General features: G+C 63.6%; 15 protein-coding genes. 7 read left to right on the forward strand and 8 right to left on the reverse strand.

Translation table 11 applies throughout. From position 1 onward, the window contains the following. Positions 1-1251, forward strand: coding sequence for an anaerobic glycerol-3-phosphate dehydrogenase subunit C (locus tag PALO_RS11070; protein ID WP_015583619.1), 1251 nt, complete (start codon positions 1-3; stop codon positions 1249-1251). A gap of 351 nt (positions 1252-1602) precedes the next feature. On the opposite strand, the gene PALO_RS11075 is transcribed toward PALO_RS11070, so the two are convergent. Next, positions 1603-2178 carry a DNA-3-methyladenine glycosylase gene (locus PALO_RS11075; RefSeq protein ID WP_004809819.1) on the reverse strand — a complete coding sequence of 192 codons (576 nt, stop codon included), beginning with the start codon at positions 2176-2178 and terminating at the stop codon, positions 1603-1605. Continuing rightward, positions 2175-2492, reverse strand: a complete 318-nt coding sequence (locus tag PALO_RS11080; protein ID WP_015583620.1) for a hypothetical protein — start codon at positions 2490-2492, stop codon at positions 2175-2177. Before PALO_RS11080 ends, PALO_RS11075 begins: the two co-directional genes overlap by 4 nt. Positions 2493-2598: 106 nt before the next feature. On the opposite strand from PALO_RS11080, the gene PALO_RS11085 reads away from it, so the two are divergent. Next, complete coding sequence (locus tag PALO_RS11085; protein ID WP_036901520.1) at positions 2599-2913, forward strand: ArsR/SmtB family transcription factor; 315 nt, start codon at positions 2599-2601, stop codon at positions 2911-2913. Further along, a complete protein-coding gene (locus tag PALO_RS11090; RefSeq protein WP_015583622.1) occupies positions 2897-3220 on the forward strand; it encodes a hypothetical protein in 324 nt (107 codons plus the stop codon). The genes PALO_RS11085 and PALO_RS11090 overlap by 17 nt, the downstream gene beginning before the upstream one ends. A 103-nt stretch (positions 3221-3323) precedes the next feature. Here PALO_RS11090 and PALO_RS11095 read toward each other — a convergent pair whose 3' ends face one another. The 3 genes from PALO_RS11095 to PALO_RS12545 all read right to left on the reverse strand — a co-directional run bounded on the left by PALO_RS11095 (position 3324) and on the right by PALO_RS12545 (position 6350). Beyond that, the gene (locus PALO_RS11095; RefSeq protein WP_041710168.1) at positions 3324-4334 is read right to left on the reverse strand and encodes a zinc-binding alcohol dehydrogenase family protein; all 1011 of its coding nucleotides are present in this window, start codon (positions 4332-4334) and stop codon (positions 3324-3326) included. Between the two features lie 59 nt (positions 4335-4393). Beyond that, positions 4394-5740, reverse strand: coding sequence for a replicative DNA helicase (gene dnaB / locus PALO_RS11100; RefSeq protein ID WP_004809813.1), 1347 nt, complete (start codon positions 5738-5740; stop codon positions 4394-4396). A gap of 424 nt (positions 5741-6164) precedes the next feature. Then, positions 6165-6350, reverse strand: coding sequence for a hypothetical protein (locus PALO_RS12545; RefSeq protein WP_015583624.1), 186 nt, complete (start codon positions 6348-6350; stop codon positions 6165-6167). A gap of 321 nt (positions 6351-6671) precedes the next feature. Between PALO_RS12545 and PALO_RS13195 the strand changes: the two genes are divergently transcribed. The 4 genes from PALO_RS13195 to PALO_RS11125 all read left to right on the forward strand — a co-directional run bounded on the left by PALO_RS13195 (position 6672) and on the right by PALO_RS11125 (position 11428). Then, the gene (locus PALO_RS13195) at positions 6672-7067 is read left to right on the forward strand and encodes a metal-sensitive transcriptional regulator (RefSeq protein WP_015583625.1); all 396 of its coding nucleotides are present in this window, start codon (positions 6672-6674) and stop codon (positions 7065-7067) included. A 22-nt stretch (positions 7068-7089) separates the two neighbouring features. Continuing rightward, a complete protein-coding gene (locus PALO_RS11115) occupies positions 7090-7482 on the forward strand; it encodes a heavy-metal-associated domain-containing protein (RefSeq protein ID WP_004809808.1) in 393 nt (130 codons plus the stop codon). A 204-nt stretch (positions 7483-7686) separates the two neighbouring features. Beyond that, on the forward strand, positions 7687-9945 hold the full coding sequence (locus PALO_RS11120; RefSeq protein WP_015583626.1) for a heavy metal translocating P-type ATPase: 2259 nt from the start codon (positions 7687-7689) through the stop codon (positions 9943-9945). Positions 9946-10237: 292 nt separating this feature from the next. Then, positions 10238-11428 (forward strand): septal ring lytic transglycosylase RlpA family protein, encoded by a 1191-nt coding sequence (locus PALO_RS11125; protein ID WP_004809804.1) that lies wholly within the window; start codon positions 10238-10240, stop codon positions 11426-11428. A 91-nt stretch (positions 11429-11519) separates the two neighbouring features. On the opposite strand, the gene PALO_RS11130 is transcribed toward PALO_RS11125, so the two are convergent. From PALO_RS11130 to PALO_RS11140, 3 genes are read right to left on the reverse strand one after another with little or no spacing between them, the layout of a single operon-like run. Continuing rightward, complete coding sequence (locus PALO_RS11130; protein ID WP_015583627.1) at positions 11520-12002, reverse strand: GyrI-like domain-containing protein; 483 nt, start codon at positions 12000-12002, stop codon at positions 11520-11522. Then, a complete protein-coding gene (locus tag PALO_RS11135) occupies positions 12002-12838 on the reverse strand; it encodes a lysophospholipid acyltransferase family protein (protein WP_004809801.1) in 837 nt (278 codons plus the stop codon). Before PALO_RS11135 ends, PALO_RS11130 begins: the two co-directional genes overlap by 1 nt. A 1-nt stretch (position 12839) precedes the next feature. Beyond that, entirely contained in the window at positions 12840-13649 is an 810-nt protein-coding gene (locus PALO_RS11140) for an SDR family NAD(P)-dependent oxidoreductase (RefSeq protein WP_004809800.1), read from the reverse strand. Between the last annotated feature and the right edge of the window lie 66 nt (positions 13650-13715).

Here is a 13715-nt window from a genome sequence, read left to right on the forward strand (position 1 = left end):
ATGGGTGTTATCGAGGAGACATTCGCCGGACACGAGGTCTCGCGCCAGTCGCTCGACGCCTGCGTCAAGTGCACGATCTGCGAGACGATGTGCCCGGTCGCCAAGGCCACCCCGCTCTACACCGGTCCGAAGTACAACGGCCCGCAGGGTGAGCGTTACCGTGACGGAGCGTCCGTTGACCACTCCCTGGAGTGGTGCAACTTCTGCGGCATCTGCACCCTGCACTGTCCGCAGGGCGTGAAGATCGCGGAGCTCAACGAGCAGGCCGCCATGAAGATGAAGCACCAGAATGGTGTTCCGCTGCGTGACCGCCTCATCCCGCTGACCACCCTTGAGGGACGCGTGCTGTCCCCGATCGCTCCGCTGGCCAACTGGGGCCTTAAGCAGAAGCCGATCCGTATCGCTGTCGAGAAGATCATCAAGGTCCATCGCGACGCCCCGATGCCGATCGCTCAGACCGAGACCCTCAGCAAGTGGATGCGCCACCACAAGCCGGCCAAGCCGGCCACCAAGGGTCCGATCGTCTTCTTCCAGGGCTGTGCCGGTGGCTACTTCGAGACCGAGACCTCCAAGAAGTCCATCGAGGTGCTCGAGCACCTGGGCTACGAGGTCCTCGTCCCGAAGCAGGGCTGCTGTGGTCTGGCGAAGCAGTCGAACGGCCTGTTCGAGGGTGCCACCAAGGACATCCTCAACCTGTGCGACAAGATCATCAGCCTCGGCAAGGGACTGACGATCGTGTCCTCGTCGGGTTCCTGCGTCGGCATGATGAAGCACGAGGCCCACGAGATCATGGGTGTTGACGATCCTCGTCTGCACGACGTGTCGGTGCGCTCCCGGGACTTCTCGGAGTTCCTCATGGACGAGTACCGCAATGGTGAGCTCGATGCCTCGCAGTTCCGTCCGATCGACATCACGGTTCCTTACCACCAGCCCTGCCAGGTCAAGAGCCAGGGCATGGGATTCCCGGCCGTGCAGCTCATGGAGCTCATCCCGGGTGTCAAGGTGCTGGAGTCCAACGAGCCGTGCTGTGGCATCGCCGGTACTTACGGTCTGAAGGCCGAGCGCTACGAGGTTGCTCAGAAGATCGGGGCAGGTGTGTTCAAGCACATGCAGGATCACAACGAGGGCATCGGCGTCTGCGACACCGAGACCTGCCGTTGGCAGATCTCGAAGTCCTCGGGAGTCAAGATCGTCCATCCGGTGTGGCTGCTTCACCATTCCCTCGGACTGTCGGACGACCTGCTCGACTGATCGAGACCTACTGAGTCGGACCGCTCTTCGATGGCGTGGGGCTCAGTTTCGCCGGACCTCCTGTGATCCGGAGTCGGCCGGGACCTGCTGTGGGGGCGGGTCCCGGCCTTTTACGTGCTCGTGGTGGTGACCTTGGTGTTTGGGATCGTGACTGGCGCGCTTCGTGCCCCTGGTGGGGCCGGTGTCCTTGACCCGCGTTTATACCCTGTGTCGAAAATTCCCGGCTCACGAAGGGTTCCATCACTCCAGTGATGAGGCCCCCGGTGGGTCGGGATTTTTGTCATCGTGACCGAGGACCGTGGGCTCGGGGTGGCCGACGGGCCCCGATCGCGGTAAGCCGCAGGCGGATTCCTACTTCCGAGGCCCAGAAACAGTGGGGTCCTCGGGGATCCACCACCGCCAGGGGGCGTCGACATTTCTGCTGATCCCCACCCGGGGGCCTTGACGAAATTCGACGGGGTGGTCCGCGGGTTGGAGCCGCCAGCCGGACGTCGATGTGGCGTCGGGGTCGATGAGTTCCACCGGATCCCCCGACTCCTCGAGGGTTGCTCCCAGGGCCGAGCCCATATTTCCCGGTCCGCAGGCGAGACGGTTCTCGGGGACCCCTCCGCGGCGAAGGCGAGCATCTTCCTCGCCGGCGATCACTCGTCCGCCGCGCAGCAGGACCGCCGAGGCCACACCGTCGGGGGAGCAGACGAGGTTCACGCAGCGATGCATGCCATAGGACAGGTACACGTAGACGTGTGAAGGCGGTCCAAACATCACGCGGGCGCGTGGAGTCGGTCCACGGAAGGCATGGGACGCGGGATCGTCGAGCCCCGTGTACGCCTCGACCTCAGTGAGACGAACTGCCACCGGTCCGTGCCAGATCGTCGCCCCGAGGAGCAGCGGGGCAACGTCGGTGGCTGGGGCCGAGAGGTCGATCACTCCTTGGTGTCGCACAGGAAGTGGCAGGCGGTGCACGTGGCAGCAGTCACAGTGATGACGGCGGGCCATGCGCCGATCTTCTTCGCCAACCCGTGGGAGGCGCCAAAGGCACCCAGATAGGTCGCCCCCAGAACGCCGGCGATCGTCGGACCGCTCTTGGCGAGCCAGGTGCGTCCGGCCCAGCTACCGGCAGTTGCGAGCACCACTCCGCCGAGTCCTCGGACGCCGGTGGCGCGGGCGGTAAGCCAGCCTCCGACCAGTCCCATGCCGGCGACCTCGGCGGTGTTGACGTCTTCAGCCTTGTTTAACTTCATAACCCGAGTCTAGGTACCGAACCGGGCGGTGCCACCCAGATGAAGATGAGAATGATATCCATCAAAATAGTTGTATATACAAATCTCCTGATATACAGTCGTGGACATGAGCAAGGACGTGGAATCGGGGGAATTCGACCCCGTCGTTCGGCTGTTCTCCGCCTTGGCGAATCCGATTCGGGCACGGATCGTCAATCGCCTCACTGATGGTGAGGCATCGGTTGGAGAACTGTCGGAGATCGTCGGCGTCAAGCAGCCGCTGGTCTCCCACCACCTCAAGGTGTTGCGAAGCGCGCATCTCGTATCTGCGCGTAAGGACGGGCAGAAAGCCATGTACTCGCTCATTGACGACCATGTGGCGTCCATCTTTCTGGACGCCTTCAACCACATGAAGGAGCACGACCATGACTGTCACCACTGAGCATCGTCCCGCTGAGACCCACCACCACACCCACGGCCCGAACTGCGGCCACGAGGCTGTCATCCACCACGATCACGTGGACTACATTCATGGCGGCCATGCTCACCATGAGCACGACGGCCACTACGACGAGTGCACCACCTGTCAGTGTGGTCACTGCGACGATTCCTGTGCCAACTGCACTTGTGAGGATTGCACCTGCCCGACCTGCGATCACAAGACGTGCGAGTGTGGCCATTGCAGCGATTCCTGCGCCAACTGCACCTGCGAGGATTGCACCTGCCCGACCTGTCAGCACGCTGCCTGAGTTCTTTTTCTCCAGTTACGCAAGTCAACTGAACCCCCGGTGAGCCGGGGGTTCAGTTGTGTTCTGAGCCATATGCAACGGTGCGAGTGACTCTCGCGGAGCGTCAGAGGGTGATGACGACCTTGCCGATCATGCCGCCGGACTCGACGATCTCGGTGGCCTCGCGGACGTGCTGAGCCGTCAGTCCCTCGATGTGGCGGGTCATCGTCGGGCGGATCTGGCCGTTCTCCACCAGCTGTGCGATACGAGCGAGAGCCTGGCCCTGCTTGGCGACGTCCGCGGTGCCGAACTGCGGACGGGTGAACATCGACTCGCTGGCCACCGACAGCGATTTCGGCTTGAAGGCCATGAGGTCGAAGGAATCGGTGCCGTCAATCATGACGAGGTGGCCGAAGGGGGCCATGATCTCGGCCAGGGCCGATGCCGGCGGCGTGTAGGCCGACAGGACGCCGTCGAAACCGTCGATCCCGAGGTCCTTGACCTGCGGGGCCAGAGGCTCGCGGTGGTCGATGATCCCAGTGGCGCCCATGTCCTGACACCACTCGGCGGTTTCAGGACGCGAGGAGGTCGCGACGACCGGTCCGCTGGTGATGGCGCGGGCCAGCTGGATGGCCACGGACCCGACCCCGCCGGCCCCACCGATCATGAGAAAAGCCTTGTCGCTGCGCTGGTCAAGGGTCCCCAGGCCAATGTGATCGACGAGGGCTTCCCAGGACGTCAAGGAGGTCAGCGGCAGGGAGGCAGCCTCGGCGATCGTCAGGGACGACGGGCGCTTCGCGACGATCCGCGAATCCACCAGGGTAAACTGGGAGTAGGTGCCTGGAAGGTCTCGGTTCCCCGAGTGCCACACCTCGTCACCGACGGCGAAGTCGTGGACCTCGGAACCGACGGCACGCACGACGGAAGCGGCGTCGAAACCGAGCACCAGGGGCGTCGACGGGGTGCCAGCCCCCTTGCGCAGCTTGACGTCAATGGGGTTGACGGAGATCGCCTGCACCTCGACGAGGAGGTCGTGCGGGCCCGGTTCGGGCACCGGCAAGTCAATGTCAACGAAACACTCGGGATCGGTGACGGGGAGGGAGCGTGTGACGGCAACGGCATGCATGCTTTCCATGCCCCCACGGTAATGCCGAGCGGGTTGGCTGAGTACTGGGTTTCAACCGAGTCACGGTCTCAGCGCTGCATGTCGACGAAACGCGAGTAATGACCCTGGAAGACGACCGGAACCGTTCGCGTCGGTCCATTACGGTGCTTGGCGACGATGATGTCGGCCTCACCGGCGCGCGGGGACTCCTTGTCGTAGACGTCCTCGCGGTGCAGAAGGATGACGACGTCAGCGTCCTGCTCCAGCGAACCCGACTCACGCAGGTCGCTCATCATCGGCTTCTTGTCATTGCGCTGCTCAGGTCCACGGTTGAGCTGGGAGAGGGCGACGACCGGGATCTCCAACTCCTTGGCCAGTAGTTTGATCTGGCGTGAGAACTCGGAGACCTCGAGCTGACGAGACTCCACCTTCTTGCCGGAGGTCATGAGCTGCATGTAGTCGATGACGACGAGTTTGAGGTCGAACTTCTGCTTCATCCTACGGGCCTTGGCACGGATCTCCATCATCGTCAGGTTGGGCGAATCGTCGATGAAGAGCGGGGCCGACGAGATCTGCGTGGTCTTGTCGACCATGCGCTGCCAGTCCTCCTCGGAGAGACGTCCGGAGCGCATGCGCTGCAGCTCGATCCCGGCCTCGGCGGACAACAGCCTCATGACGATCTCGTTGCGCCCCATCTCGAGGCTGAAGATGGCTGCTGCCAGGTGGTTCCTGATCGCGGCGGCGCGGGCGAAGTCGAGGGCGAGGGTGGACTTACCCATGGCAGGACGGGCGGCGACGATGATCATCTGGCCGGGCATGAATCCATTGGTGAGCTCATCGAGGTCGGTGAATCCGGTGGGGATGCCGGCCATGGCGTCGCCACGGGCCTCGATGGCCTCCAGCTCGTCGAAGGTGTTCTCGAAGAGCTCCGAGAGCGGGTGATAGTCCTCGCTGGTCTTGCGGGTGGAGACGTCGTAGAGGGTCTGCTGGGCGGCGTCGACGATGTCAGCGACTTCTCCCTGGCCCTGGTAGCCCATCTGGGCGATTCGGATCGACGCCTCGACGAGGCGACGCAGCACGGCCTTGTCGGCGACGATCTTGGCGTAATAGGCGGCGTTGGCGGTGACGGTGACGTTGCTCAGCAGCTCGGCGAGGTACAGACGTCCGCCAGCGCGTTCGAGTTCCCCGCGCCGATCGAGCTCGTCGGCGGTGGTGACGGTGTCCGCCGGGTCGCCGCGACCGTAGAGGTCGGTGATGGTGTTGAAGATGAGCTCGTGTCCGGGCCGGTAGAAATCGACACCCTTGAGCTCCTCGACGACGTCGGCGATGGCGTCCTTGGAGGAGAGCATGGCCCCGAGGACGGACTTCTCGGCGTCGATGTCCTGGGGAGGGTTGCGGTCCAGGGATGGTCCGGGTTCGGCGGGTGCGCTGGACATGGTTGCTCCTTCAGGGTGACACGGTGTGACGGATGTGTCGACGTTCGCCGTCGGGATGGGGGCAACGGTCCCACTAAGGTCCGACACTTCCCCGAGCGGGAGTGTGCCACGATTCGAGATCGCCTGCAGAAGAGTTTTCCACAGCCCTTGTGGGTAAGGAGTGGATGTGTGGGGACTGCCTGGGGAGAACATGTGGATAACTCGGTGGATCTGGGGATACGGAGTGGAATATTCACCCAGAAACTGTGTTTGGCTAGGGGTTATGGGTGTGTTGTGAGGAATTGGACGAAAATTTTCGGCGTGTCGGGTTGGGGGATGGGTCACGTTACGGTTGTGAGTGACGGTGGTGTCACCCGTTCGGAAGTCCCCTCGAAGGTGAGTTATCCACAACGTCTGTGTGAATCGCCCCGGTGGGTCCGGGGACTCAGTGGTGTGACAGTTCCAGCTCCTTCTGGGGCTGGGTGTGGCCAGCGTAGTAATTCTGTTCCAGTTCGGCGACCCTGACCATCGGGGGCCAATCTCTGTCATAGTTCGGGCGGGTTTCGTGATACATCCGCACCGCCCGGGTCCTCAACTCGGCGGGGTAGCGCTTGTTTGTGTTGCCTGGCATGACTCCGCCCTTTCCCAAGTACGGAGTCTCCAGACATCCCGGGGCGATTCAGTGGATGGTGGACAGCGGTTTGTGGGGCCGGTCAGGGCGGCATTTGGGGCCACGGGGTAGTGGGCGTTGCCGTGTTGCGAAAACCCCTGATCCGGGAAATCGTGAGTCACGAGGGTGCCCCGGGGAAAGGGAGCCGACAAAAATGATCAGCTGGTGTTGAAGTGTCGTGGAGGCGGTCGACATCGTGTTACCCCTGGGGTCCTGAAATGGGAGGCTACCCTCTTGCCCCATATACCCCCAGAGGGTATATTTTCATGTGGAGGAGGACCTATGAACCACTCGGATGACTGCTGCCACACCTCTGAGGCGCCCCCCGCTCATCCTGATGCCGAGAAGTCGGTGTCCAGCGAGGCGCGTGGAGCCTGCGGTTGCAATGACCATCCTCAACACGGGTATCTCGGTCACAAAGAGATGCACCTACGACGCCTCAAGCGGATCGAGGGGCAGGTGCGAGGCCTGGAGAGAATGGTCAATGAGGAAAAGTACTGCATCGACATCCTGACCCAGGTCTCGGCAGTCACCTCGGCCCTGAAGTCCGTCTCCCTGGAGCTGCTGGCCGAGCACATGAGTCACTGTGTGGTTCGTGCCGCACAGGCCGGCGGGCAGGAGGCCGAGGACAAGATCAGCGAGGCAAACCAGGCCATCGCCCGTCTCGTCAAGGCCTGATCCCAAGCACACTGGAGGAACAATGCACAAGACGTACACCATCAACGGAATGACCTGCGAGCACTGCGTCAAGGCCATCACCGAGGAGGTCTCGGTCATCGACGGTGTCGACAAGGTCACCGTCTCCCTGGAGTCCGGCTCCATGACGATTGACTCGGCCGAGGAGATCCCCTTCGGTCAAGTTGCCGACGCCGTTGACGAGGCCGGCGAGTACACCGTCGCCGAGGCTGCCTCCCTCGACACCGCCGGGCACCCCGGTGGTCAGTGCGGATGCGGTGGTCATGGACATGGCGCTCAGAAGGCCGAGGAGTCCGGTTGCGGCTGTGGAGGCCACAAGCACTCCGACGAGGCCGTCGCCAAGCATGCCCAGCACGCCGAGAAGGGCGGCTGCGGCTGCGGCGGACACCGGGCCTGAGATTGCTCGGCTCGTCGTCCCATTTGGGACGACATCCACTCGACCTCGGGCCCCGGGGTCTGATCGCACATCGCCGTCAGGTCCCGACCCCCGAGGCTGACCTCCCCCCACAGCCCGTCGGCCTCCGAAGCCACTCGAGCGGTCGGATGATCCCGCCTGTCCCCGACGCCCAGGACTCCGACGGGTGGTCCACGAAGGAAGAACATGTCCACCCTCACCCACTCGGGAACCACGCCTGAACCGGACGAGGAGACGGAGCCCACCTCCGTCGACCTCGACATCACCGGGATGAGTTGCGCTTCCTGCGCCGCCCGGATCACGAAGAAGCTCAACAAGGTTGACGGGGTTCAGGCCACCGTCAACTACGCCACCAGCAAGGCCCACGTCCTGACGACCGGGCCGGTCAGCGTCCACGACCTCATCGAGGTGGTCGAGGCAGCTGGATACGGCGCTGCCATGCCTGAGCCGGCAGCACCTCCCGAGGATCACGCGGCGAAAATCCGCAACAAATTGATCGTTGCCGTCATCCTCGCGGTGCCGGTGATGCTGCTGTCGATGATTCCCGCCCTGCAGTTCGACGGCTGGCAGTGGCTCGCGCTCGCGCTCACCCTTCCGGTCGTGTTCTGGTGCGGTGCCGGCTTCCATCGAGCGGCATGGAAGAATCTGCGACACGGTGCCACCACGATGGACACTCTCATCAGCCTGGGGTCGTTGGCCTCTCTGGGATGGTCGGTGTGGGCCCTGGTGTGGGGCAACGCCGGCGCGATCGGCATGCGACATCACATGACGTGGGCACTGCAACGCCCCGATCCCTCGTCGGCCATCTACTTGGAGGCGTCAGTCGGCGTCATCACCTTCATCCTCGTGGGTCGTTGGATCGAGGCTCGGAATCGTGCCGAGGCCGGATCTGCCCTGCAGGCCCTGTTGCAGATGGGCGCGAAGTCGGTGCGTGTCGTCCGTGACGGCCAGGAGGTCACGGTTCCCATCGAGGCCCTCAAGGTCGGTGACCATTTCGTGGTGCGGCCGGGGGAGAAGGTGGCCACCGACGGCCGGGTGGTCGAGGGGAGCTCGGCCATCGACGCATCCCTGGTCACCGGCGAATCCCTGCCGGTGGAGGTGGCGCCTGAGGACGACGTCGTCGGTGCCACCGTCAACACGTCAGGGCGTCTTGTCGTGGAGGCCACTGCGGTTGGCACTGACACCGAGTTGTGCCGCATCGCTTCCCTGGTCGAGGCTGCTCAAACCAGCCGTTCCGAGACCCAGGACCTCGCCGATCAGGTCTCCTCGATCTTCGTGCCGACGGTTCTCGCCATCGCCGTGTTGACGATGATCGTGTGGGGTCTGTTGGGGCAGGGGGTCACTGCTGCATTCACCGCGGGTGTCGCAGTGCTCATCATCGCCTGCCCCTGTGCGCTGGGCCTGGCAACCCCGATGGCTCTGCTCGCCGGTACCGGTCGAGGAGCAAAGTTGGGCATCGTCATCAAGGGGGCCCGATCCCTGGAGAGGGCTCGCGACATTGACGCCGTTGCGATGGACAAGACCGGAACCCTCACCACCGGGCAGATGGCCGTCACCCAGGTGTGGGACGAGTCCGGAAGCGCGGTGAGCATTTCCGACAACCCGCCCGTCCTCGGTGTCGCGGCTGCGCTGGAGGCTGGGTCGGAGCACCCGATTTCGCGGGCTGTCGTCGAGGCATGTCCCGGAATCGCCCCCGCAAAGGACTTCCGGGCCCTGCCAGGACTCGGTGTCAGCGGTGTTGTTGACGGGTTGCCGGCGAGAGCCGGCCGGGTGTCACTTTTCGACGCCATCCCCGACGAGCTGTCGAAAAATGTCGAGCAGGCCCAGGCGGAGGGTCGCACGGTGCTCGTCGTGGGCCGAGGTGACGACATTCTCGGCGCCATCGCGGTGAGCGACGAGATCAAGCCGGAGGCCGTCATCGCCGTCAAACGCCTCCTTGGTGCCGGTGTACGTCCGGTGCTGGTGACCGGTGACAATTCCGGCGCTGCCGCACGCGTGGCCTCAGAACTGGGTATCGACGAGGTCATCAGCGAGGTCATGCCCGAGGACAAGGTTGACGTCGTCAAGAGGCTGCAGGCTGACGAAACTCGCGTCGCGATGATGGGCGATGGCGTCAATGACGCCGCTGCCCTTCAGGCGGCAGATCTGGGGGTCGCCATGGGAACCGGGACCGACGTTGCCATCGCCGCCAGTGACATCATCTGCACCCGAGGAGACCCGAGGCTCGCCGTCGATGCCCTGTCCTTGGCACACGCCACGGACCGCACCATTCGGCAGAACTTGTTCTGGGCCTTCGCCTACAACGTGGTGGCCATCCCGGTTGCCGCCGTGGGCCTGTTGAGTCCCGTCATCGCTGCCGCGGCGATGGCCTTCAGCTCGATTTTTGTGGTGACGAACTCGATGAGGCTGGTGCGCTGGCACCCGGAAGTGAGCGATTCAAACTGAGAAGCTGAGACGAGTTGGCTGGGTGCGCTCGCAGTGAGGCGGGGGTTACAAAACCGCTACATGACGCGGTTTTTCATGGGTCTGCTTCGGCTCGTCGCCCCGCTTGGACCTTGCGAGACGCACGTGAGGAACGAGCGAATCTTAAGTTTCTCAGTAAATCTTTGGATTCTCCGGGGGAACTGTTCTAGGGTAAACCCCGTGCCTCCCACCGGTGGCACATTGGCGCATGTCAGATTTGGCTGACGCTGATCCCCGTACCGGGCCCTCGAGCCCCCGATACTGAAGTGGTCGAATGTCGAAAGTTGTAGCCTCCGCGATTGCCGGAGCCCTCAGCCTTACCTCGGCTGGCGGTCTCACGATGGTCCAGGCACTTGATCGAGACACCGTGACCTTCTCCGTGGACGGAGTCTCCGAGCAGGGCAAGGTCAAGCCGGGCACGGTCAAGCAGGCCCTCGCCCAGCATGGGATCACTGTTGGCCCCCATGACGATGTCCAACCCTCGCTGGACTCCGAGATCCACGACGGTCAGGTCATCACCGTCAACTACGGACGCCGTGTCGTCGTCACCATCGACGGCAAGAAGGTGGTCCGGTGGACCACCGCCAAGAACGTTTCCGAGGTGCTGGATCAGCTGAACCAGTCCGATCCGGACAACCTCGTCTCGGTGTCGCGCTCCTTGGACATTTCCCGCGCCGGTCTGTCCTTCTCCATGCAGACTGCCAAGGACGTCACCGTCACCGCTGGTGGCAAGACCCAGAAGGTCAGCGCGGTCGGGACTGTCGCCGATGCCCTCAAGGCGGCCAAGATTTCCGTCGACTCCAGTGACGTCAGCAAGCCGGGTCTCGGCACCCCGCTGGCCGATGGCATGAAGATCACCCTGACCATGGTTGATCAGAAGTCCCAGAAGCGCCGCGTGGCGGTTCCCTTCTCCACCAAGAGGGTTGAGACCCCCTCGATGGCCAAGGGTGCGACCGAGATCGCCACCAAGGGCGTCAAGGGCACCAACGAGGAGACCTGGATCGTCGTCTACAAGGACGGCAAGAAGGTTTCCGAGAAGAAGGTTTCCACCAAGGTCGTCAAGGCCCCGGTGACCCAGGTCGTCAAGGTTGGTACGAAGAAGGCTGAGTCCTCGTCCGCCTCTTCCCGTTCGAACGCTGGATCTCGTTCGAACTCCGGATCCACCTCGAATCCGGTGACCAGCGGTAGCACCTGTGTGGCCTCCACCTACGGCGAGGGAGACGGCACCGCCGGTGGCCCCACCGCTTCCGGTGAGACCTTCGATCCGTCGGCCCTGACCGCCGCTTCACGGACCCTCCCGCTGGGATCCACGATCCGCGTCACCAACGTCAACAACGGCCGTACCGTGACCGTGCGTATCAATGACCGCGGTCCCTACGTCGGTGGACGTTGCCTCGATCTCTCGACCGCTGCGATGAATGCCATCGCTCCCGGACAGGGTCTGGTGACCGTCCGCTACAGCTGATCCAAGGCTTCGTGCGAAAGGCCCCGTCATCTGACGGGGCCTTTCGCATTGGTTTTGGGCTCGGACGAGGATGCCCGTATCCGGGTGAGCCTCAGACGATGGGGAAGCAGACGTCGCAGACCGGATCTTCCATGCCGGTGGTGTCCCAATTAGCCCAGTAGACCTCGCGAGGGGCGTCAGTACGCACCATTCCGGCTTCCTCCAGCCAGGCGTCGAGGTCGTCGTAGATCTCGTCGATGTCGGGGTACTCGAGTTCGGCCTTGGTGACCGTCACCCAGGCCTCCCGATGGGTGTCCACGGTGCGTACGGTGACGTTCCCCGGCAGCACAGAGTCATCAATGGAGCCCTGAATCGGCTGGCACACCTCGACGGTGCCGTTTTTCTCGGCGGTGAGGCCGTCGTGGTAGATGACGAAGGGGGAGGCCTTGTCGAGAGTGGGATCGCCGGGGGCGAGACGTTCTAGAGCCTTGAAGGCCTCATCCATGAACGGATCGAGTTCGTCGATGGACACCACCCGGGTCATCGAGATGACCCGGCAGGCCTCGACCTCCCTGATCTTGACCGGTCGATCCATCATTGACCTTCATTCGGCTGAGATGACTCAGCCGTCGAGTCCTTGGTCTGGGACGTCGCGTGACCGCTCTCAGATGTTTGGCTCAAGGCGCGGTGGCGTCCGTACTCGTCGAGGGTGGGCATGCCGTAGGCGCGGGCGGTCTGGTCGTGCAGCTCAATGACCTGACGACGAATCCGCTCGGAGAACTCGTGAGCGATCTCCCCGGGGACGGGGTCCATCGGGTGTCCGATCGCGACGTGGACCGGGGGACGACCCTTGGGGAGGCCCGCCTGTTCGGAAGGCATGGCAGCCCAGGCGCCTACCAGGGCAATCGGGATGACGGGAACCCCGCGCGAAATCGCCAGCGCGGCAGCGCCCGGCTTGAAGGTACCCATCGCTCCGGTGCGCGACCTCGTCCCTTCCGGGAAGATCAGCAGTGGGACGCCGTCAGTCAGCAGGGAACCTGCCATGCCGCGATGGGAGCGTGGGTTGCGAGCCCCTTGTTTGGTCTTCCCCTTGCCTCGGTCGACCGGGAATGCGTTGAAGAAGAGCACTGGCGCGACGGCCTTCCACCATGCGGTGAAGAAGTAGTCGGCTGCGGCTCCGGTTGCCAGATACTTGGAGAGTCGCTTCGGCAGCGCCCCGAAGACCAGCGGGGCATCGAGGTGGGAGGAGTGGTTCGCGACGGCCACGTAGGCACCGTCGAGCCCGTCGAGATTGTCCGCACCGTGCACGGACACCTTGACCAATTTCCACACCAGTGGCCGCAGCAGGAGCATGTTCGCTGCCTGCCGCGTTACAGCGGAAAGATCGTTGGTGTACCGGCCTCGGTCCTTGGTGGGCTTGACGCTGGCCATCTCAGGCCTCGCCTCCCGACGTGTGCTGTGGGTGTTCGTCCTTGTCCCGCGATGAGGACAGGGTTCGTGACAGGAATCTCATGGCGGATCGTGGGGTGTGAGTGGCGACTGCGATGAAGAACTTCCAGAGTGGGGTGGGGATGGACACCACCTTGCCATGATCGAGGTCATTGAGGGCTTCGCGCACCAGGGTCTCGGCGTCGATCCAGAAGAAGTCCGGCAGGTGGTTGGCGGTGACGTTGGCGCGGGAGTGGAACTCGGTGTGGACCCACCCTGGGCACAGGGCCATGGCCTTGACGCCGGTGCCGGCAAGTTCATTGGCGAGGCCCTCGGTGAAGGTGAGCACCCACGCCTTGACGGCCGAGTAATTGCCGGTGTTGATCCAGGCGCTCGAGGAGGAGACGTTGAGGATGGCTCCGTGGCCGCGGGACTTCATGGCTCGCCCGGCTGCGGCCGAGAGCACCAGAACCGCCCGAATCATGACCTCGAAGGCTCGGTCCTGCAGTTCGAGGGCGTCAGGATCGAGGATCTTGGCGTGTACCGCGAAGCCGGCGTTGTTGACGAGCAGATCGACGTGGTGGGCGGGATTCTCGAGACGTGCGGCTATCCGATCGACGTCCTCGCGCTGCGAGAGGTCCGCCTCGATCGTCTCGACGGACACCCCGTAACGGGCTTCGACGTCCGCCTTGATGGTGGCCATCCGCTCGGTGTCGCGGGCGACGATCACGATGTCGTCGCCACGGGCAGCCAGTTGGGTGACGAACTCGCGGCCAATACCTGATGTTCCACCCGTGACCATGCTCGTTGCCATACCTTCCAATCTACGGCACTCGGGGGACGGTCACCATCTTCAGATGGACTTTCGTTGGCGTTCCGC

The organism is Cutibacterium avidum 44067, assembly GCF_000367205.1.
GTDB lineage: Bacteria > Actinomycetota > Actinomycetes > Propionibacteriales > Propionibacteriaceae > Cutibacterium > Cutibacterium avidum.

Coding starts and splice junctions, on each gene's coding strand:
- PALO_RS11140 (WP_004809800.1), bottom strand. CDS start 13,649: ATGGCAACGAGCATGGTCACGGGTGGAACATCAGGTATTGGCCGCGAG.
- PALO_RS11130 (WP_015583627.1), bottom strand. CDS start 12,002: ATGGATCGACCGGTCAAGATCAGGGAGGTCGAGGCCTGCCGGGTCATC.
- PALO_RS11095 (WP_041710168.1), bottom strand. CDS start 4,334: ATGGAAAGCATGCATGCCGTTGCCGTCACACGCTCCCTCCCCGTCACC.
- PALO_RS11115 (WP_004809808.1), top strand. CDS start 7,090: ATGCACAAGACGTACACCATCAACGGAATGACCTGCGAGCACTGCGTC.
- PALO_RS12545 (WP_015583624.1), bottom strand. CDS start 6,350: ATGCCAGGCAACACAAACAAGCGCTACCCCGCCGAGTTGAGGACCCGG.
- PALO_RS11080 (WP_015583620.1), bottom strand. CDS start 2,492: ATGAAGTTAAACAAGGCTGAAGACGTCAACACCGCCGAGGTCGCCGGC.
- PALO_RS11090 (WP_015583622.1), top strand. CDS start 2,897: ATGACTGTCACCACTGAGCATCGTCCCGCTGAGACCCACCACCACACC.
- PALO_RS13195 (WP_015583625.1), top strand. CDS start 6,672: ATGAACCACTCGGATGACTGCTGCCACACCTCTGAGGCGCCCCCCGCT.
- PALO_RS11125 (WP_004809804.1), top strand. CDS start 10,238: ATGTCGAAAGTTGTAGCCTCCGCGATTGCCGGAGCCCTCAGCCTTACC.
- PALO_RS11135 (WP_004809801.1), bottom strand. CDS start 12,838: ATGGCCAGCGTCAAGCCCACCAAGGACCGAGGCCGGTACACCAACGAT.
- PALO_RS11085 (WP_036901520.1), top strand. CDS start 2,599: ATGAGCAAGGACGTGGAATCGGGGGAATTCGACCCCGTCGTTCGGCTG.
- PALO_RS11070 (WP_015583619.1), top strand. CDS start 1: ATGGGTGTTATCGAGGAGACATTCGCCGGACACGAGGTCTCGCGCCAG.
- PALO_RS11120 (WP_015583626.1), top strand. CDS start 7,687: ATGTCCACCCTCACCCACTCGGGAACCACGCCTGAACCGGACGAGGAG.
- dnaB (WP_004809813.1), bottom strand. CDS start 5,740: ATGTCCAGCGCACCCGCCGAACCCGGACCATCCCTGGACCGCAACCCT.